The 18,984-nt window shown below is 55.7% G+C and carries 17 protein-coding genes and 2 pseudogenes; 11 read left to right on the forward strand and 8 right to left on the reverse strand.

Annotated features, from left to right (window positions below; all coding sequences use genetic code 11):
- Positions 1 to 367 precede the first annotated feature (367 nt).
- The 4 genes from ACGYLQ_RS18125 to ACGYLQ_RS18140 form a co-directional block, all read right to left on the reverse strand.
- Positions 368 to 892: a PQQ-dependent sugar dehydrogenase gene (locus ACGYLQ_RS18125; RefSeq protein ID WP_348414247.1), complete on the reverse strand. Its 525-nt coding sequence runs from the start codon at positions 890 to 892 to the stop codon at positions 368 to 370.
- A gap of 447 nt (positions 893 to 1,339) precedes the next feature.
- A complete protein-coding gene (cls, locus tag ACGYLQ_RS18130; RefSeq protein ID WP_348411085.1) occupies positions 1,340 to 2,704 on the reverse strand; it encodes a cardiolipin synthase in 1,365 nt (454 codons plus the stop codon).
- Entirely contained in the window at positions 2,701 to 3,003 is a 303-nt protein-coding gene (locus ACGYLQ_RS18135; protein WP_067938347.1) for a hypothetical protein, read from the reverse strand. The genes cls and ACGYLQ_RS18135 overlap by 4 nt, the downstream gene beginning before the upstream one ends.
- 88 nt (positions 3,004 to 3,091) lie before the next feature.
- Positions 3,092 to 3,265 (reverse strand): CsbD family protein, encoded by a 174-nt coding sequence (locus tag ACGYLQ_RS18140; RefSeq protein WP_348411083.1) that lies wholly within the window; start codon positions 3,263 to 3,265, stop codon positions 3,092 to 3,094.
- 313 nt (positions 3,266 to 3,578) lie between these two features.
- Between ACGYLQ_RS18140 and ACGYLQ_RS18145 the strand changes: the two genes are divergently transcribed.
- Positions 3,579 to 4,034, forward strand: coding sequence for a PRC-barrel domain-containing protein (locus ACGYLQ_RS18145; RefSeq protein WP_067941218.1), 456 nt, complete (start codon positions 3,579 to 3,581; stop codon positions 4,032 to 4,034).
- Positions 4,035 to 4,472: 438 nt separating this feature from the next.
- Here the strand turns inward: ACGYLQ_RS18145 and ACGYLQ_RS18150 are convergent, their stop codons facing one another.
- Positions 4,473 to 5,156, reverse strand: a complete 684-nt coding sequence (locus ACGYLQ_RS18150; protein ID WP_067938357.1) for a hypothetical protein — start codon at positions 5,154 to 5,156, stop codon at positions 4,473 to 4,475.
- 191 nt (positions 5,157 to 5,347) lie between these two features.
- On the opposite strand from ACGYLQ_RS18150, the gene ACGYLQ_RS18155 reads away from it, so the two are divergent.
- The 4 genes and pseudogenes from ACGYLQ_RS18155 (at position 5,348) to ACGYLQ_RS18170 (ending at position 8,571) form a co-directional block, all read left to right on the forward strand.
- Positions 5,348 to 5,812 carry a PRC-barrel domain-containing protein gene (locus ACGYLQ_RS18155; RefSeq protein ID WP_067941299.1) on the forward strand — a complete coding sequence of 155 codons (465 nt, stop codon included), beginning with the start codon at positions 5,348 to 5,350 and terminating at the stop codon, positions 5,810 to 5,812.
- Positions 5,813 to 6,134: 322 nt separating this feature from the next.
- Positions 6,135 to 6,449, forward strand: a pseudogene (locus ACGYLQ_RS18160) (recombinase family protein); the annotation flags it as partial.
- Positions 6,450 to 6,512: 63 nt separating this feature from the next.
- Positions 6,513 to 6,626 (forward strand): helix-turn-helix domain-containing protein, encoded by a 114-nt coding sequence (locus ACGYLQ_RS18165; protein WP_394377516.1) that lies wholly within the window; start codon positions 6,513 to 6,515, stop codon positions 6,624 to 6,626.
- A gap of 514 nt (positions 6,627 to 7,140) precedes the next feature.
- Positions 7,141 to 8,571, forward strand: a complete 1,431-nt coding sequence (locus ACGYLQ_RS18170) for an ATP-binding protein (protein WP_348411045.1) — start codon at positions 7,141 to 7,143, stop codon at positions 8,569 to 8,571.
- A 649-nt stretch (positions 8,572 to 9,220) separates the two neighbouring features.
- Here ACGYLQ_RS18170 and ACGYLQ_RS18175 read toward each other — a convergent pair.
- Entirely contained in the window at positions 9,221 to 9,784 is a 564-nt protein-coding gene (locus ACGYLQ_RS18175) for a hypothetical protein (RefSeq protein ID WP_067938236.1), read from the reverse strand.
- 857 nt (positions 9,785 to 10,641) lie between these two features.
- Between ACGYLQ_RS18175 and ACGYLQ_RS18180 the strand changes: the two are divergent.
- Positions 10,642 to 11,175, forward strand: a pseudogene (locus tag ACGYLQ_RS18180) (chemotaxis protein CheB); the annotation flags it as partial.
- A 196-nt stretch (positions 11,176 to 11,371) separates the two neighbouring features.
- The gene (locus ACGYLQ_RS18185) at positions 11,372 to 11,584 is read left to right on the forward strand and encodes a hypothetical protein (RefSeq protein WP_348414236.1); all 213 of its coding nucleotides are present in this window, start codon (positions 11,372 to 11,374) and stop codon (positions 11,582 to 11,584) included.
- Between the two features lie 77 nt (positions 11,585 to 11,661).
- On the opposite strand, the gene ACGYLQ_RS18190 is transcribed toward ACGYLQ_RS18185, so the two are convergent.
- Complete coding sequence (locus ACGYLQ_RS18190; protein WP_067938272.1) at positions 11,662 to 12,258, reverse strand: chemotaxis protein CheB; 597 nt, start codon at positions 12,256 to 12,258, stop codon at positions 11,662 to 11,664.
- A 262-nt stretch (positions 12,259 to 12,520) separates the two neighbouring features.
- Here ACGYLQ_RS18190 and ACGYLQ_RS18195 point away from each other — a divergent pair, with 262 nt between their 5' ends.
- The 3 genes from ACGYLQ_RS18195 (at position 12,521) to ACGYLQ_RS18205 (ending at position 15,716) form a co-directional block, all read left to right on the forward strand.
- A complete protein-coding gene (locus tag ACGYLQ_RS18195; protein WP_067938309.1) occupies positions 12,521 to 13,900 on the forward strand; it encodes a sensor histidine kinase in 1,380 nt (459 codons plus the stop codon).
- 299 nt (positions 13,901 to 14,199) lie between these two features.
- Positions 14,200 to 14,790, forward strand: coding sequence for a recombinase family protein (locus ACGYLQ_RS18200; RefSeq protein ID WP_394444223.1), 591 nt, complete (start codon positions 14,200 to 14,202; stop codon positions 14,788 to 14,790).
- 689 nt (positions 14,791 to 15,479) lie between these two features.
- Positions 15,480 to 15,716 (forward strand): type II toxin-antitoxin system ParD family antitoxin, encoded by a 237-nt coding sequence (locus ACGYLQ_RS18205; protein WP_348412232.1) that lies wholly within the window; start codon positions 15,480 to 15,482, stop codon positions 15,714 to 15,716.
- A gap of 45 nt (positions 15,717 to 15,761) precedes the next feature.
- On the opposite strand, the gene ACGYLQ_RS18210 is transcribed toward ACGYLQ_RS18205, so the two are convergent.
- Complete coding sequence (locus ACGYLQ_RS18210; protein WP_348411105.1) at positions 15,762 to 16,418, reverse strand: hypothetical protein; 657 nt, start codon at positions 16,416 to 16,418, stop codon at positions 15,762 to 15,764.
- Positions 16,419 to 17,122: 704 nt separating this feature from the next.
- On the opposite strand from ACGYLQ_RS18210, the gene ACGYLQ_RS18215 reads away from it, so the two are divergent.
- Positions 17,123 to 18,715: a zinc ribbon domain-containing protein gene (locus ACGYLQ_RS18215; RefSeq protein ID WP_394444220.1), complete on the forward strand. Its 1,593-nt coding sequence runs from the start codon at positions 17,123 to 17,125 to the stop codon at positions 18,713 to 18,715.
- The last annotated feature ends 269 nt before the right edge of the window (positions 18,716 to 18,984 follow it).

The following is an 18,984-nucleotide window of genomic DNA, read 5'->3' on the forward strand; positions in this document are numbered from 1 at the left end:
GGCCGGACACATGACTGCTTCTGACAAATGCACAAATCAGATCAAAAATGTCTTGCTATGCAGGAGCCATCCACACATGCCGTTCGTGCTACACCCATGTGCTGCTGCGCAGCTTTCCCAAAACAAACATTGCTTCGTTGCCAGCATGATCGACGCCTACGGTAAGCGCACCGGGCCTTTCTGCCGTTCTCCGCGGCGCCGTGATAGAGGGGCGAAACTGAGGGTGACATTCAATGTCATGCGCCTAACCACCTGGAGGATGCGATAGGCGCACACCAGTCAACGCTATGGCGAGCCCGAGCCTCGCGTGGCAGAGGAGTGGCAGCGCCGCAGAAACTGCGCCACCTTTAGTTTCCTCTCAAAAAGCTCAGTCCTTCGCCGTGACGTGCATGATCGAGCCGTTCTCGAAATCCGTCAGGAACACGATTGAGCCGTCATCCAGCACGTCGACGTCGCGCACGCGACCTTGGTTGCGCAGCAGGCGTTCCTCTTCGACGACATAGCCGTCGGCGTCGAAGGCGAGGCGCACCAGCCCGCCAGGAAAGAGCGACCCGATCATCAGGTCGCCCTCCCATTCGGGGAACATCTCGCCGGTGACGAAAGTGGCCCCGCCCGGTGCGATCACCGGGTCCCAGAAGTAGAGCGGCTGCTCCATTCCCTCCATCGAGGCCTGGCCGATGCCCACCAGTTCGCCCTCATACTGCTCGCCGTAGGAAACGAGCGGCCAGCCGTAGTTCAGCCCAGGCGCGGGCTTGTTGATCTCGTCGCCCCCGGCAGGCCCGTGCTCGAGCACGAAAAGGCTGCCATCGGGGGCCAGATCGGCGCCCTGCATGTTGCGGTGGCCCAGCGACCAGATCGACTCGTGAGCCACCCCGCAACGAGATGCGGTCAAGTCTGATCGAGCCCCGACCGCGCCGGATCACCAATCCGCGCAACGTCTGCCGCTGCGTTCACGTCAAAAAGACGTCTAATCCTTTCCGGGTATCAGCTCTGCTGCTCCGCAAAGAAAACTGCCAGTCGCAAGAAGATTTCCGCATAACCGATTCCGATCTGCGCCTGCCACGAATCTCCGCGCGCCCTATGCGCCTTCGGAAAGTCGATCCGGCCGTTCGAGCAACGACACCGCAGGAGATTGCGCAAGTGAGGGAAGGAAAACGATCATTTCTCGCGAGACAATGGCGCTTCCCCCCCATGACCTGAAGCATGAACGAACCCGATACCATTCATGGTGAGGTGGCGACGAAGCACTCGATCTAACTCGGGATCATTTTAGGATGCCGACGCTAATCCGATTCGACGATCTTGCGGGTGTTCCATCTGACGATCTGGACTCGGTCCTTCATAGGAGCGGACCGAACAATCGCGCAACGGGGGCCAGCAGCCTGACATGCCACGGGCCCGGAAACGTGACGGGAAGCGACTTGGAAAAGTCCTCTTCCAGCATGGCAGCTACCTCGGCGGCGAAAGTCCGGTCTTCGACCAGGGCCGTTTGTTCAAAATTCAGCAGTGCCGAGCGGATATCAAGATTGACCGTGCCGACAGACGCAAGATCGTCATCGATCAGCATGACCTTCGAGTGCATGAAACCTGGCTGATAAGAGCAAACTTCGACGCCAGTTTCCGACAGGGTGCGTGCAGCATTGCGCGATGCATACCAAGCTACAATATTGTCCGAGGGCTCCGGAATCAGGATGCGAACGTCCACACCGCGCAGCGAAGCCAGTTGAAGCGCGGTTAAAAGGTCGGTGTGCGGCACAAGATAGGGCGTGGCGATCCAAAGCCTGCTTTGTGCAAGATTAACGAGTCCGCAGAGCAACAGGCTTCCCCGTTCAAGTGAATCTGTGGGTCCAAAACCCATCAGAAGACCACGCTGCGTGCCCGGAGATTGCGCCAAGGCGACGCTCTTTGACTCCGGCAGTGCCTTGCCCGTCACCGCCTTCCAATCAAGTGCGAAAATATTCCCCAACTGCGTGACCATAGGTCCTTCGATGCGTAAATGCGTGTCGCGCCAAGAGTCAAATTTCTTGCCGCCATTGATGTATTCCTGTCCGATATTGATCCCGCCGGTAAACCCGACCGTGTCGTCGATCACCACGGCCTTGCGATGGTTGCGGAAATTCACCCCGATACGACCGAGCGCACGATGAGGGCCGGGGATACCACGTATCTCAATACCTTCGTCCTGAAGCTTGCGCACATAACGAAAGCCCAGAAACAAGGACCCGAGCATGTCACAAAGAACACGAACCCTTACGCCGCGGCGTGCGGCCCGGATCAGACGCTCCTGCATCTTGAGGCCCACGGCATCGGAGCGGATGATATAAAACTGAAAAAGGATTTCGTCCTCCGCTGCGTCGATCGCGGCGAACATCGCGTCAAAAGTTTCTTGCCCATCAATGAGTAATTTGACGGAATTGCCTCTCTCCGGGGTTGCGGTGGACAAATTGACGAGGCTGTCCAGCCGGCCCTCAGCCGTTTGCGTCGACGGCCGGACATCCTGCCCAGCCCGCCGCAAGGATAGGCGGGAAACGCTGCCGAATAAGGCGTAGGCCGGCAAGGCCAGAAGCGGAAACGAGATGAGAAACACAACCCAGGCTGCGGCACCTTGCGGTGTCCGCGCTGTTGTAATCGCGGCACGGGCCGCGAAAATACCGATCACGATGAGCACGATCTGAAAGCCAAGGCCAAGGCCAACCACCGTCATGTTCTCCCCATATGATCACTGCCAGTTTTCGGGATACGTAGCTCCACCACCGCAGGCAAAGCACCCCTCTCGTGGGCCTTTCCTAACAAATGAAACTGACCCAGCTGATATCCGGCCGTTTCGGAGAAATTTCGGAGTGCGCCTGCTCCGTCTTGTGAAAGATCGAGACCGAACCCGAAGGTTTCTCCAGTTACCTTAAGCGTCTTGGTCGTCGCGTCACGTTTGCCGAGCTTCATTATGCGCACCACGAATTGTTTGGCATGGGTCAGATTGGCCTCGATCAGGGCATCGAAGCGCACGGAATCGTAATAGAGTTGACCAGAGACGTCTTGCCCCCGGCAACATGGCCGTGGGCAAGTATTGGGTAGGTTGGTTGTTAAGCTCTGATTAGTCGGACAATTTGTCCTTGGCGTCACCAACACCCTTTTGCACTTTACCTTCAGCCTGATCGGCTTGGCCTTCGTGCTTCATATCTTCGTTGTTCGTGACATCTCCAGCTTCCTCTTTCAGCTTGCCACCAATGTCTTTTGCTTTTCCTTCGGCCTGGTCTTCGTTCGCCATTTTGTCGCTCCTTTATCTTGGTAGAGAAGCAACGTGCGCGATGGGTCAGGGTTCCATCTCTAACCTGGCGCAGGTTCGGCTTGCCTCGCGCTAATGCAATTTGGCGGTTTACATCCGGCCAAGGTGGAGCAGGCCATGCGGCGAGCTACACTCACGACCTACGACACGACTTTTGTGCAGTTTTCTTCGTTGGTAGGAGAGACGTCGCCGAACATATCAAGCTCCTGCCAGCGTCGGTGAGATTATATTTTTGGGGAACGATCCATTGAGAGACCCGTTGTTACTCAAGCAGATAACGAAAGAGGAGGCTTTTATGAAGACGTTCGCAACAACCACACTCGCCTTAACCCTCGCAGGCACAACTGCCTTTGCAGAGGCCCATATGACCGATTACTCTAAGGTCGACAGCGCGGCAATGAATGAGATGCGAGGTGATCTGATCCGCTCGCGAGATATCACCGGCGGCGAGATCTACACAATTGGTGAAGCTGACGATGAATGGAACGTCGGCAATCAATACGACGCAATTGATTCCGGTTGGAATGAAATCGGTGAGATCGAGGATATTGTTCTTTCTAAAGACGGCCAGATGGTCGGCATCGTGGCCGAAGTTGGCGGTTTTCTGGATCTTGGAGACAAACACGTGATGATTTCGGTGCCTGATGTGAATCTTGTGGCCGTAGACGACAAGACCTACGCCTATGTCACGCGCCTCAACGAAGAAGAACTTGAGGCGCTGCCAGGCGTTGATGAAGGTTTCTGGGACTAATCCAGATATGGGGCCAGCCCCTACCAGCTAAAAACACCCCGGCCGGGCTTCCTGCGCCGGGGTTCCTTTGTTCAGTCATCTTCCCTTTGCATCGCCACTCAGGTCAAAACCATAAATAAATTCCAGACACTTGCACGAAGCAACTTAAGGCTTGTCAGGAGGTGGATCAGGCGTGGGGCTGGTAAGCGCTTTCCGAAATACAATTTAGCATGATTAACGAAGCGGGGCGCCACGAGGGCTCCGCGTTTTATGCTTAGGATAACCTACACAACGACTGAAGATCGATGAAGTCAGAATAATAATGTTCGTCTGACCGGAAACCCTCAGGCCCGGGCGGAACTGTCTGGGCTTAATTTGAGCGATAGTAATAGACGCCTCCCGGCGTCTGATAGCCGGGAAGCTTAATTGGTTTAGGTTGTGATGGTAGCCCGTGCAGAGTCAGTCAGAACTGGCGGTCTGCGGCTTCCCATCGGGGCCGTAGTAGACGATCTCGACGTCTTTACGGAGATCCTCTTCGACGTCAGAGAACGCCTCTTGGCGCAGCTGTTGTTGGATCTGAGCGCGCACGGCCTCAAACGGCGGTATTTCTTGGTCGCTGTTGGCTTTGATTTCTTCATACTTCGCCTCGATAGTTTCGTCTGAGACGCGGTTGCCCAGCTCGCGCTGAAGCCAGACCTGAATCATCGCATCTTTCTCGTTTGCCGAGCGTGCTTCTTCCACCAGCGCAACGACTTCTGAGTCTTCGTTTAGCTTGTCGGCCAATGCGGCCTTATAAATCAGCTCTTTTGCGATCAGTTGGTTTACCGCCATGGGCACCAGCAACTCTGGCGGTTGCTGTCGCAATTGAGGTGGAAGCGCCGAGATCGCTCCAGAAACATCCGAACCGCTAATGTCCTCGTCTCCCACACGAACAACCAGCAAGCCACCTTCAGCTTCTGCAGAATTCGAGTTGTCGGCTGCGGCGTTTTCGCCTGAGGTCTTGCTGGTTTCTTCAGCCTCATTTTGGGTGGTTTGGGTTTGAGTGTCTGATGTGTCGCTATTCGAATCCTGAGCATACAGTGGTGCCGCGATCAAAGACACGACGAGCGCAGTGGTAGTGGTCAGTTGTGTCGTCAATGGCATGTCATTTTCTCCTTTCGTTGCAACAAGTGCTGAAAAAACGGCCAACCTTTCTTGTTGTTCCGTTTTGCGAAAGAAACAGGTGGATACGGCGATTTGTGCCGATCACAATCTGCGCTCCAGAGTTCTTTGGAACATCGCCAGCGCTCATTTGTTTTTACATTGACGCAACTGAAATGAAGGAGATTCAAGCTATGAAACGCTTTACAGTTTCCGCTCTGGCACTTTCGATTGCGACCGCGGGCGCCGCGGCAGCAGAAACGCATCTCAGTGATCAGAGGACTTATAGCGGCATCGTCTCTTCTGATGTCTCGCAGAACACGCTGCGAGCCGAGGCGATGATCGATGCAGACATCTATACGCTTGAGAGAGAGTATGATGAAACCGAGTGGTTCGACACCGACTATTACGGTTCTGTTGACACTGACTGGGAAGAAATTGGCGAAGTTGACGATATCGTCGTTTCCCGTGATGGCCGTATTGTAGGCTTGGTTGCTGAGATTGGCGGTTGGCTCGATATCGGGGATGAGGATGTGATCATTGATATGAATGACGTCCGGATCGTCGGCGATAATTTGGGTGACGTCGCTTTTGTAACACGGCTGAGCGAAGAGCAGCTTGAGTCCCGTCAGGAAGTGGACGACGCTTGGGGCTGGTAAGTTCCCACTAAACCTTCAACCGAATGGTTTCTTTGGCGCGGCACCTTACGGTGTCGCGTCTTTCTATCCGGGCGAAAGGTAGGGAGCCAATTTCAGATTGAGGGAATGCTCTCTCAAAAATTGGAACTTCAGCCCCACCCAGTCGTTTGTTCACTACCAAACCCCATACTTGTTGGTTGTCGCAAAGCGAAAGATCTGCCGCAGATACTCCTTCCCTACGGCAGGTCTTTCTCGTCTTCCATTCTGCGCACTGACCTGACTGTCAAGGATCGGCCCAAAGTAGCCGGTCACAAGGAGCGTCGTCAGGAGCGTCGTCGGCGTCTTCAAAGAGACGGCCTCCGGGGCCAGCGTTAATCGCACCGCGCGCAACCGATTGCTCGATCTTGCACAAGCCCGACAAATTGACGCGATCCTGGTCAGCGAACTTTCCCGATGGGGGCGGTCCACACAAGACTTGTTGGATACACTGAACAGGCTCGCAGGCTGGAAAGTCTCGGTTGTGGCCATGAATGGTATGACCTTCGAACTCGACACACCGCACGGGCGCATGATGGCCACCATGCTCGCCGGGATCGCGCAGTTCGAGCGTGACCTCCTCAGCGAGCGCGTGAAATCTGGCCTCGCCGCCGCACGGGCGCGCGGCAAGAAGCTTGGCCGACAGCCAGGCCAACGACCAAAATCCGATAAGCTTGCTCCGAAGGTGCTTCAGGCCATTGAAGACGGCCGGTCATACCGCTGGATTGCCCGAGACCTCGGTATCTCGAAAAACACCGTCTCCGATATCATCAAACGGAACCGCCAAAAGGGTTTGTGAGACGATCGCCCCCTATCGGAATCGAGCCCAAGTAGGTGATGTTCCTAACTGCGATCTCGTTACAGCCAGAGTAGAAGGTTGCGCGATGCCCGTGTGGTGCAACCTCCGAAATCACGCGGGAGAGAGCGGCCTAAGCGGAGCTTTGAGGCGGGTTCATCTCCCGAGAGCGGCGTCATCAAACCAGCCGTTTGTGCGTCATCTGCAATTTCACAGGTTGGACCACAGATGTGCAGCGCCAGCCTGCCGTTCATTTGCTTCATATGACGGCCTCCGTGTCGGCGAGATCTGCGGCCTTAATCACTCCCCATTTTTTGGGCGTAATAAATTAGGCCAACTTTTGCTCAAAGCAAGTCTTCGTTTAAGCATTTTTCCGCCGCACCGCAGCAATTTCATTCATGAGCAGTGAATCCGGAGTTGTGCAAACAGGCCAGCGTCCCCATTTGGCAACTTCATGCATTTGCATGCAGTCTTGGGCGCTGTTTTTGCACGCCAGTCCAACTAAGAGTTCTTCCTCATGAATTACGACGCATTGGCCTATTCGGGGCTTGGCTTATCTTTTGCTGAAACGGATATCCGCTTCGACAAAATCACACATTTGGCTTCAAGGCTTTTGAAGGCACCTGTTTCACTGCTCACAGTCATTGACGATCTGGAAGATCGCCAATTGCTGAAGTCTGCCGTTGGGGTGCCGGACGAGCTGCGTCACACTCGGTCAACGCCGCTCAGCCACTCCTTTTGCAAACACGTGCGAGACAGCGGCGCCCTTTTGTATTTGGCGGACGCTCGAGAGCATCCACTCCACATGCACAATCCGGCAATAGATGCGTTTGGCATCATAAGCTATCTGGGCGTCCCATTTCACGGCGAGCGAGGCAAACCGCTGGGTGCTCTTTGCTGCATGGACCAACGTCCGCGAACATGGACTGAGCAGGAAGTGGAAATATTGATGCAGTTGGCTTCGATCGCGGACGACCAACTTTATTTGGCTTCTGCGGTAAGAGACCGTGCAAGGGCTAAGCTTCTTGCTGAAAAAGCGGCGTTGACCCGAGCGAGTTTTCTGTCGCATGCAAACCATGAGGTCCGGACCCCCTTAAGCGCAATTTCTGGAGCCGCGCGCCTTCTCAGTGCTATTTCGACGGACGATAAGGCCAAAAGCTTGGTCGAGGTGATTGAGCGAAATACGTCTCGCCTGCGCGCCCTCACGGAGGATCTGATGCGTATCGCAGAGTTGGACACGGCTACCGCTTCCATTACAGCAGAATCTTTTGATCTTACTGATGTGATCGAAGATGTCGTCGCCCGAAACCTCGAGGCCGCCCACGCCAAGGGGATAGCTCTGACTTCGAATAGTCAGGCCATAGACAATATGATCTTCTTGTTCGATGTCGCCATTCTCACAAACGTAGTGGACCAACTCGTATCAAATGCGATCAAATTCACAGCCGGTGGTGAAGTCCAAGTGACAGTAGAAACAACCTCGCAGGAGGATTCTGTCATAATCTGTGTAAGTGATACCGGAGCCGGTATGGGATCCAATCTGCAAAGCAGGCTTTTTGATGAGTTTGAGGGCCATGATCCGAGAACTGCCCGGGAAGGGGGAGGGACCGGGCTTGGGATGAACATCATCAAACGTGAGATCGAGTTGCTGGGGGGCACCATATCTCTGTCCAGTGGCCTCAATGAAGGAACCCAGTTTACCATTTATCTCCCAACAGCCCATCGCTTGGCGAACAACGGCCTGATGGAGGGCGACGAGCAGAGTGATTACCGCCATATTACCTGTCTTGAATGTGGTGAGAAGGTGAACACTCTGCGTCGCCATATTAGCCAGAAGCATGACATGACACCGGAAGCATATCGCGCTAAATGGGGCTTGCCAGAGGATTTTGAACTATCGAGTCCAGCTTACAGGGCAATGCGGCGCGCTGTTAGAAACCGCAAGTAAAACAAGCTGCCTGCGATAGTCTACCGCGTATCCCGGTAATCCCCCCATTTTTAATGGGGTCCAGCCGTAGAGTTCAGGCGGCTGTTTTCAGTTTCATTGCGGGTGTCATGCCGCGCATGGCAGAGCGTATTAAGCTCGGCATCTTCCTCTTCATCGTCATGACGCCACAGGTCAGGCGCTGTCGTCCTCTGACGGCTGGGACGCAGCGAGTGCCTGAATGCGCTTTGATGGGCCTTTGTAACGCGCCCCTCGGAGGGAACCGCCGTTAGCGCGTGCCATATCAGCGTGTGAAACCTGACCAGAGCGAAGTAGTTCTTCATCGCGCGCACGCGCGGCGGCTTTCTCAGCTGCGCGGTCTTTGAACGAAAATCTGGGCGCCTTGGGTTTCATGTTGCCTCCCTCGCGTGAAGCTTATCACATCGATGTCGATTTCTTCCTGGGAAACCGGGACACCTGTGGCCAGCCTGTGCCGCACTTGCAGACAGACCGGCGCTCGAACTCGTGTTGGGTAATGCCGTCGGGCACATCGCCAGGCCTGCGGGTCACCGTATGACCGCACTCCCAACATCGAACCTCGATGTGAGTGATGCCGGGTGAGAACAGTTCATCAATGGTGGAGGTCATATCTGATCGACATACGCCATTGCCATCATGCCGCCAATACAGCGGCCGCGAGGGTTTCTCCCTCAAACTCTTCCTGTGTGTCTGCGCAGATGTCGTAGGTAAGCCGGTCCAGCAGCTCCGCCACCTGGTTAACACGCGCTTCAAGTGCAGGGTCGGTCAGCCGGGGCAGGGTAGTCAGGATCTCATAAGCATTGTTCAGGTCAGCATTGAGGTCAGCATAGGTGATTGACCATGTAGGCACTGTATTCACGTCGTCCTTACTGGGATTGATCCCGAGAGCGACGAGCTCGCAGTAAATGTAGGAGGCGGCAATGTCAGCGGTCTCGTCAGCGACGCAAGGATCGTCAATCGGACTATTGGCCAAAAGGTCCCACGCATGATCGAATAGAGCCCACCAGCGGCGCAGTGTCCCGACCTCCACCAGTGAACGGCCCGCGACGAACTGCGCTGTGGCGCGCCGGATCACCGCCGCATGTTCGGTGAAACCGTGCCGGTGCAGGGCAGAGATCGTCTCTTGAGTGGCCTTTACCAGGCCTCCGGCGTCCGCTGCGTGGAAGATGGTGGTGTCGGTGTCAGAAATCTTCGTCAAAATGCTTGGCTCCTATGGTGATAGGAACAAGGTGGTCATGTTCGACAGATTCAAAAAATAGAATCTTTCCGGACCGACTACCGGTGGCACAGATGACACGGCGCCGAGCCCCGATCATGATCGAGAAGAATAGCCAGCGCACATGGACATATACGCCCAAATTTAACAGATCGGGAGAACCAGAAGTTCGGCGGCCTGCTGAATCCGAGCTTCCAGAACAGGATTTGACAGTGTGGGCATCCCCTATTGCCCGCGTGCTGTGATGCACAATCCGTTAGATGAAGAAGATGGATGATCTGCCTCTAAGCGGCCCTTTGGCGACCGCATAGTGAGCTAATTAAATCCGGTTCCTATAGGAACCAAATGAAATCAATAACTTAAGTTTTTCGCCAAGGCTCGGTTTGGGCTTTGTGTCTTGAACACGGGGCAGGCGTCGCCAGCTACGACGGCGGATGAGAAATCCGGTTCCTGTAGGAACCAAACGAAATCAATGGCTTAGGATTTTCGCCAAGGCTCGGTTTGACTTTATGTCTTGAATACGGGGCAGGCGTCGTCGGCTACGACGGCGGATGAGAAATCCGGTTCCTGTAGGAACCAAATGAAAACAGATACTTAGAAAATGGAAGATTGGAAAATTAGATGATCAGGTCCTCCAGAAGCTGTCCTCACTTCTCATGCTACGGCTTTGGAGGTCATTGTGAACGAGATACGCCGGAGGCGGCCTTTAAGAGTGCCATCAGCCTCGCGCCTAAAATGAGAGCCAACCCGCCTCCGACGATATCGAGCATGTGCGGCAGTGTCCGGCGGAAGCTGGCCGGTCGGTTAGGAACGTTTCTTGACGCCGGGGGTTTGCCAATATGGTTGTTGAGCATCGAACTATCGCAATCGGCGGTTCCACTGGTGCGGTGAAGGACCTCAAGCGCATCCTTGCCGCCTTACCGGCGGACTTCCCTGCGCCCGTGTTTATCGTGATCCATGTCGGTGCGCAGGGGCGCAATCTGCTTGCCAAGTCTTTTGAAGGGTGTGGGCCGTTTCCGGTTACGACAGCCGAGGATGAAGAAACGGTCGAACCCGGCCATGTTTACATTGCGCCCTCAGATCGACACCTTCTCGTTATGGACGGGGCGATAAGATTGGGGCGCGGCCCGCGCGAAAATATGGCCAGGCCCGCTGTGGACGCCCTCTTCCGCTCCGTTGCTCTATCCTACGGATCTCGGGCCATCGGACTGGTTATCACCGGACATCTAAACGACGGGGCCTCTGGTCTGGCCGCTATCGGGCAGCGCGGGGGTATCACAGTCGTTCAGAACCCATCTGATGCAGAGGCGCCAGACATGCCATTTGGTGCGCTGGAGGCGAGCGACATCGATTACAGAGCGCCAACGGACGAACTCGCTCCACTTCTCTCGATGTTGGCACAGCAGCCCCCTGGGCCGGAGGTTCAGGCATCGAGAGCACTTGAACTCGAAGTCGACATTGCTCTCGGGCGTCCATGTCGAAGCCCGACGAGTGCCGAAATCGCCACTCCCTGTGCCGATCACCTGCCCATCTTGTGCTGGAGTGCTTTCGGCGATCAAGGAACCGCCATTGCGGTTTCGTTGTCAGGTGGGGCACGGCTACACGGCCGAGGCGCTGGCCAAGGAGCAAGAAGGATCTCTCGACGAGGCGGTCCGCGTGGCACTGCGTATTGTGGGCGAGCGGGCCACGCTCATCGAACGCATGGTCCGCGACGCGCAAGCCGCAGGCCGGACGCATGCGCACCGGGACCTGCATGAAAAGGCCCGAGCTCCGGACCTATGAGGACGTGCTCCGGCGGGCTGCGCTCGGATGGATGGATGCCCAGCAGACGGACCGATAGCTCTCGGCGCTCGGACGGCTCAAGAGGACCGAGGTGCGCTCGTCAGAAGACCCTTCACCGCTTTGGCGATCGCAGACACATCGCCCATGACATCGACGGGACCATCGTATGCTCTCGCATTCTCCGGCATGCCGGGCCGACGCTGTCCTTCCCTTCTGAGGACCATTGTATAGCCTCCCGCATCATGGATCTCAGCAAGACCCCGTGAACCGTCGTCAAGTGACCCGGATAGCACAATCCCGATGGTCCGCTGGCCTCCCAATACGACGAGGGAGTTGAACAGCAGATCAACCGTCCGATTTCGGTGCGCCCGTTTTGGATCGGATATCAAAATACTAATGCTATCCGATAGAAGGCACAGATGGCGGGAGGGCTCCCCAATATAGATACAGCCGGGCCGCAACTGCTGGCCTTGATCCGCGATCTGCACTGGCATGTGCGTCGAACGTTGCAATATTTGCCGTAGATGAGTGTCTTTCTCCCAAGGCCGGTGCAGGACGATCATTACGATGGCATTGATCTCCTGCCATTCTGCAAGCAGGGATCGAAGATCATCGAGCCCTTCAGCTCCTGACGCTCCAATGGCAATGACCCAAGGGGATAAATCTTCCAGCATACATTGAGTGTGTGTTATCTGGGCGAGTTCCGATAGTGCTGCTGTTCCTTGAAACCTGTCCGCTGCCGGATCGCCGCCATAACCTCAGTCGAAAACTTTAAGCCCGCCCAGCAACTTAGACGGGATAACTACGTCTTTTGACATAACGTGAATAGGCTGCGGCTGTTAAGCAGACGTCATGTTGTCACCAAAGCGTTTCGCTTGCCCATTCTTGGCTTCCTGTTCAAAGTGGCCGGTGGTGGGAAATAAGGATATGCCACACATGCAAAACGAAGAGAGGTCGGAACCCCGCAGCAGCGATCCCTATCAACTTGCCTGCCTCGCCGCAGGAGTTGGTGTTTGGGACTGGGATCTTCGGTCGGACGAGATCTACTTTTCTTCCCTTGCGCGAGAGATTCAGGGTCTTCCGCAAGATGAGCCAGCAACGTTCGCCACAGTGCGCTCGCTAACCCATCCCGATGATGCTGCCGGTATGCTTGCCGCGCTGGAGCGCGCCCTCGATCCGGAGAACCGCTCACAGGAGAGCTATGTCTACCGGATCACGCGTCCTGACACCGGTGCACTTCGGTGGGTGAGAGCTCATGGCGTTGCGCAGTTTGCCGAGGTCGAGGGCAAGAGCCAGGCCGTGCATTACAGCGGCTCGATCGAGGATATCACCGAGCGGGAGGAAATGCGGCGCGCCTTGAATGAAAGCGAGGCACGGCTGCGTATTGCACTCGATGCCGCCCAGATGGCTGTCTGGGAGATCGATCTCGAGAGCGACACCGTCACGTCCTCGGTAGAGTTGAACCGGCTCTACGGTTTCCCGGACGATGCCAAGCCCGCTGCGGATGATTTCCGGGCGCGCTATGCTCCAGGCGAGGGCGAGCGCCTCGCAAAGGCAGGAGCGGAGGCGCGGGCAAGTGGTGAGAACAAGCTTCAGACACAGGTGCGTCATGTGTTTCCTGATGGATCGGAACGAGTGTTTCTGCTCAGGGCCGCGCTGGCGCCGGTCGATCATACCGGGCGGGAACGTGCTATCGGGGTGGTGTTCGATATCACGGAACAGGCAAGACAGGAGGAGCGCATCGCAACTGTCGCCGATGAACTTCGCCACCGGCTGAAGAACCTGGCAGCATTGATGGGAGCGATCGCCGGTCGAACCTGGGCCCGGGACGCGCACTACGAAAGCTTTATGGCGCGTCTGCGCGCGATGTCGGCAGCCACCGATCTGATGTTCGGAAAAGAAACCCGTGCTATCGCGGTTTCGGAGCTTGTCGATCATGTTCTGGCTCCCTTCCAAGATGAGACCTGTAAAATCAGAATCGAGGGCTCGCCGGTGCCCGTTCCGAACAAGGCGATTTCCGGCCTTGCCATGGCGCTCCATGAACTTGCCACCAACGCCGTCAAGCATGGCGCGCTTTCGGTCCCGGCTGGCGGTATCGATGTAAGCTGGCACAGCACCGCAGATGGGACGCTGGAGCTGCACTGGAAGGAGCACGGCGGCCCCCCGGTGGCGAAGCCTGAGCATGTGGGGTTTGGCACCCAGCTACTGCGCCGTGGTGCCCTTCCTCCGCCGCATCGAGTGGAACTCTGCTATCTCGCATGTGGGCTGGAAGCCTATATCCATGTCGCTGGAGATGATCTCAGTCCTAATCAGTAACTCTCTCGTTATGCCCGTTGTCAAACTGGCGCTAAGTTCCAGAAACGGATCGACGAATTGTTCTAATCAGCGACGGGTTCAAATGACTTCGAGGTCTTCGTCCGCCAGTAGTGGATGGTGACTTTATCTGTCGACCGATCGAAAGCACTGACCTCTGGTGCGCGGTCAGAATAGAGCGTCTTGGCATGCGAGATTGTCCTTGTTAGTCATTAGTCTATTATGGACAAAATTCGCACCAGAAAAATCAATGGTTTGCGAGGTCAAAATCCGAGGGGGTTCAACTGGGACAGCGCGCAGCAATTTATGCGAGGGTTTCGACCTCGGACCAGTCCTGCGAGCGGCAGGCCACCGAACTGACAGCCTTCGCGGAACGTGGCGGCTACGACGTGGTTGGCGTCTTCAAAGAGACGGCCTCCGGGGCCAGCGTTAATCGCACCGCGCGCAACCGATTGCTCGATCTTGCACAAGCCCGACAAATTGACGCGATCCTGGTCAGCGAACTTTCCCGATGGGGGCGGTCCACACAAGACTTGTTGGATACGCTGAACAGGCTCGCAGGCTGGAAAGTCTCGGTTGTGGCCATGAATGGTATGACCTTCGAACTCGACACACCGCACGGGCGCATGATGGCCACCATGCTCGCCGGGATCGCGCAGTTCGAGCGTGACCTCCTCAGCGAGCGCGTGAAATCTGGCCTCGCCGCCGCACGGGCGCGCGGCAAGAAGCTTGGCCGACAGCCAGGCCAACGACCAAAATCCGATAAGCTTGCTCCAAAAGTGCTTCAGGCCATCGAACACGGCCGGTCATACCGCTGGATTGCCCGAGATCTCGGTATCTCGAAAAACACCGTCTCCGATATCGTCAAACGGAACCGCCAAAAGGCTTTATGAGACGATCGTCCCCTATCGGAATCGAGCCCAAGTAGGTGATGTTCCTAACTGCGATCTCGTTACAGCCAGAGTAGAAGGTTGCGCGATGCCCGTGTGCTGCAACCTCCGGCACCGTAGCTCTAATGGTGACAGTGCAAGGAAAACGACCCAGAGGCGCCAGAACCTAAATCTGTGCGTCCGATGGCGGGCCCTAAGACGCCTGTGGCCGGCCTGCACTTAGGCCTCATCTTCATCTGACGGCTTAGGCGCTACGAGTGCCAGTATCCTTCCACAGATACCCATGGATACCGCGGTGGAATTGGGTAATTAGCCTGTCTTTCCCGTAGGAACTGGTCACTAACCCCATCCAGAGAGAGAGAGAAGGTTGCGCAATGCCCGTATAGCGCAACCTCAGCCCGCTGAGCCTTTGAAAACCTCGTAAGAGTCATTGGGGTTTCCAAGCAAACCCGTCCGACAGATGCAGACAGACCGGATCTCGATCTCATGCTGAGCAATGCCCTCAGGCACGTCGCAGGGACTTCGTGTCACCGTATGGCCGCACTACCAGCATCGAACCTCGATATGAGTGATGCCGGGCGAGAAGAGATCATCAGAAATCAGCGCGCCCCCTCGCTTGGGACATTGGCGATCAAGGCCTGACTCGCATTGACGAAAATTGCCATAGTGCTCATCTTATGAGGATGGCCACTATGAACATCTCATTGCCCGATGACATGCGCTCCGCAGTGGACGCTCAGACGGTAGCGCGCGGCTACGGCACATCCAGTGAGTATGTTCGTGATCTAATCCGCCGGGATCTGGACCGGCAGGCGCTGCGATCTCTTCTCGATGAGGGGCGCGCAAGCGCGCAAGGCGAGCCCATCACCGAGAAGACTTTCAAGGCCCTCAGGGCCAGGGCATCTCTGGCGGCCAGCGAGACAGCTTGACGGATCATGCTAAGCCCGTCGAACACGATTTGCTGACATTCCCGGCTATATCATCTCAATCTTCAATTCGAGCCTCACCGCCTCTTGGCTGACCCCAGCGATCGTTGCGATTGCCGCTTTGGCTTCTCTCATTAGTTCAGCGATTGTTACGGAGTCATCCGAAACGCTTTCTAAGTCTTCATGAGCCCGTGTGTCCTGCTTGTCGGCCAAGTCTGAAATCGCGTAGCTCGCAAAAGGCTCGAGGTCCTTAGTAAGACCAGAGCCAACACTCGCTGGAAGTCCTCGATCATCGTGATCAAGCCCAACCCACATTCCAAAATTGTCTGCTACCTGATTACCCGCCTCAATTCGGGCAGCATAGGCCGCATCGAAACGCTTCCTAACGTCTTCAGCATCGAGCAGATATACATCAATTCTGCTCGGATCTTCTTTTTCATCTACGGTAGCTACCAGCACTGCATCCGCATCGTCGAGTGTCTTCCATCGGGCGCCTCCGTCAAGAGGAGGGAATGCAATCCATCGGTCTCGAGTAGTGCGGACAGATACCGTTATAGTTACTCCGGCTTTCTCCGCATGCCACATATTCGAGCGGCCTCGACCAGGTATGCGGCTGATATCATAACCCATCTCTCGCAACCCGCGAGTAGCAGCAACATTCATCAAAGCCCAAGAAGCGTTCGGATCTTCAGGAATCTCATTCATCTCTAAACCTCTTATTCGGTATATAGATATAGTTAATACCAAATCATTCAGTATGGCAAACACTAAATACCATATGGTAGCAGCCAGTTACCTGGATCCCCGGGTCAACGCAACGTAGAGGTTCTTCCTGTTCTTTGCTGCATCACGGTCGAAGCCACTCGCATCCAGGATGACCGCGACATCACCCTCGAGACCTTTGAGCAGAAGCGGACTTCCCACTCCTCATCTTAAATCTGAGCTTAAACTGCATGCGTTATGAATCCTTCAAATATACAAGAAGGAGGAAGATCTCATGAAAATCACGATTATGATTTTTGGTTTCACCATCTCAATCGAAAGGTGAAAGCCCGGCGGGCCCGGTCGCTCAGGGCCCGCCGTCGGACGCACCAGATTTAGGTTCTGGCGCCTCTGGGTCACCCTTACTCCCTCGGTCCCCACAAGGTCAGAGTGCTTGATTGTGGATCAAGAAGTCTCTTGAATTGAGGTTGAGATGTGGCTCCAGCCTTAAAAAGAAGTCCCTATAATAGGTAAAGGGAACAGTTGTAGACTCATACGACCATGCGTTGCAGAATGCTTCCAAACCAGCGTGGGAGTAGGAGATCGGCCAGTTCCTAACAGCCAAGCTTGAACTGCTGCCAACTCAACGGAAGGCAGCCGCTCTGGAGCGCGCACGAAAAGGTGCAGAAGGAGCCTTCTGGAACCTTATGGCGAAGCTGCGTGCCCCCGCTCAGGCTCTGGTGACCATTCCTAAAAAGGGTGATCGAAAAGCAGAGTTGCGCAAGCTGATCACTTCGGAGCAATTGAAGTCCTATAGCTTACCGACCGCCGTGGCTGATGGAGTGTGGCGCGATGTGATGATGGCCGTGTCTTCATATGTCGAACTCAAAGCTGGGGGTCATGAAGCTGAGTGGCCAGAACCTCAGCCCCCAGTGGAAGCTGATTATCTTCAAGGTTTGGAAGATCTTGCTGTCGCTCAAACTCTTGATGAAGAGAGGTGCGCTCGCGATCGAGTATTTCGGTTACAACGCCGGCAAGCACTTCGTCCCATGACACTTCGCCGCTCACGGGAATGTCGCCTTGTGCGTCAGGAAGAAAATGGGCGCATATCCGCGGTATTGATGGTTTCAAACCATAGTTGGTCGGGAGGGCGGAAATCTCTACAGCATGCCGGCATAGACGCTACTACTGGTGAAACTTTGAAGGCGTCTAAATCCGAGTGCGCCATCATCGTGCCAGTAGCATGCTCAAAATGGCATGAGCAGAAGTTCTTATCGGGACGGGCTATACTGCGGAGTTGCCAGATACAGCGGCAGGGTGATCGATGGTTCATGTATGCCCAGTTGGAGATGGCTGCGGCGGAACCTGTAACTCCTGAGACAGTGTTGGGGGTTGATCGTGGCCTAAAACGGGCTTTGAGTGCGGCTTCTGTCACCAGAACTGGAGAAGTCCGTCATGTTTCCACGATCGCGGGCACGGAGTTCGCTGACGCTATCAGAGCGGCAGAACGTCGAGGCCGCGCTTATCAACGCCGGACTGGCCGGATAAAGGCAGGCCATAGAGAACACGTTCAACACCTACTGCATAAAGCGACAAACGAGATTGTGGCTCAGGCAAAGGCGGGTCGAGCCGAGGTCGCTTTCGAAAAGCTGGATGGCTTCAAGCGTGTTATCGTAGGACGCCGGCCCAAGGGTGCCCGCCGAAATCCATGGGCAAAATCACTGAAGAAAATGCAGATGGGTAAGCTTGAAACCATGCTTTCCTACAAACTGGCTTTAGCTGGTTTGCCTCCCCTGCGGGAAGTCTTTGCGGCTGGAACTTCACAGACATGTCCTGGCTGCGGACATCGGGATCCAAAGAACCGTCCCGGGCCTGGAGAACCATTCAATTGCACCAGTTGCGGCCTCGCCGCTGACAGTGACGATATCGGAGCCGTGATGATTGCCCGGCGTGGTGCATTGGGAGCGGCGAAAAAGATTACGAAGGGGTCGAAACTCGATGACCTTCACAAGGACATGGTGGCCGGCCTTGCCGGACACCGTGGTGGTGGGCTTGGGCCACTGGTGGCTGGTGTCGCCAGTGGGTTCGTTGCGGCCCACGGCTCTGGCGGACAGGCGAATGAGGACTCTTCGGAGTCCCTGACCTCCCGTCGGACCAAAAACTCAACCCACGTGCCGGAAAAAACCGCCTCGGCGGTATTCGCAGAGCGATCTGGCCTCATTTCTGTAGATGCGGGAAAGTCAAAAAGTCTGTCTTCTAAAGGTGATGCCGGGGGTCGATCACGGCCACCGCCGAAATGAGGGCCGAGTGCAACTACGCGCTATCTCGGAGGACAGCCAGTGAGCATCACGGCCACCGCCGAAATGAGGGCCGAGTGCAACGGCCAGCTTATGCTACTGACGTTTGCCGGGATCACGGCCACCGCCAAAATGAGGACCGAGTGCAACATGACTGAGACAGCACCGGAACGGATATGGATCACGGCCACCGCCGAAATGACAGTCGAGAGCAACTGCAACTCATTGACGAAGACACGAGGAGAGTAGGGATGTTTTCCTGACGTCATGCG

It is taken from the genome of Sulfitobacter sp. 1A12779 (assembly GCF_043557315.1).
GTDB lineage: Bacteria > Pseudomonadota > Alphaproteobacteria > Rhodobacterales > Rhodobacteraceae > Sulfitobacter > Sulfitobacter faviae.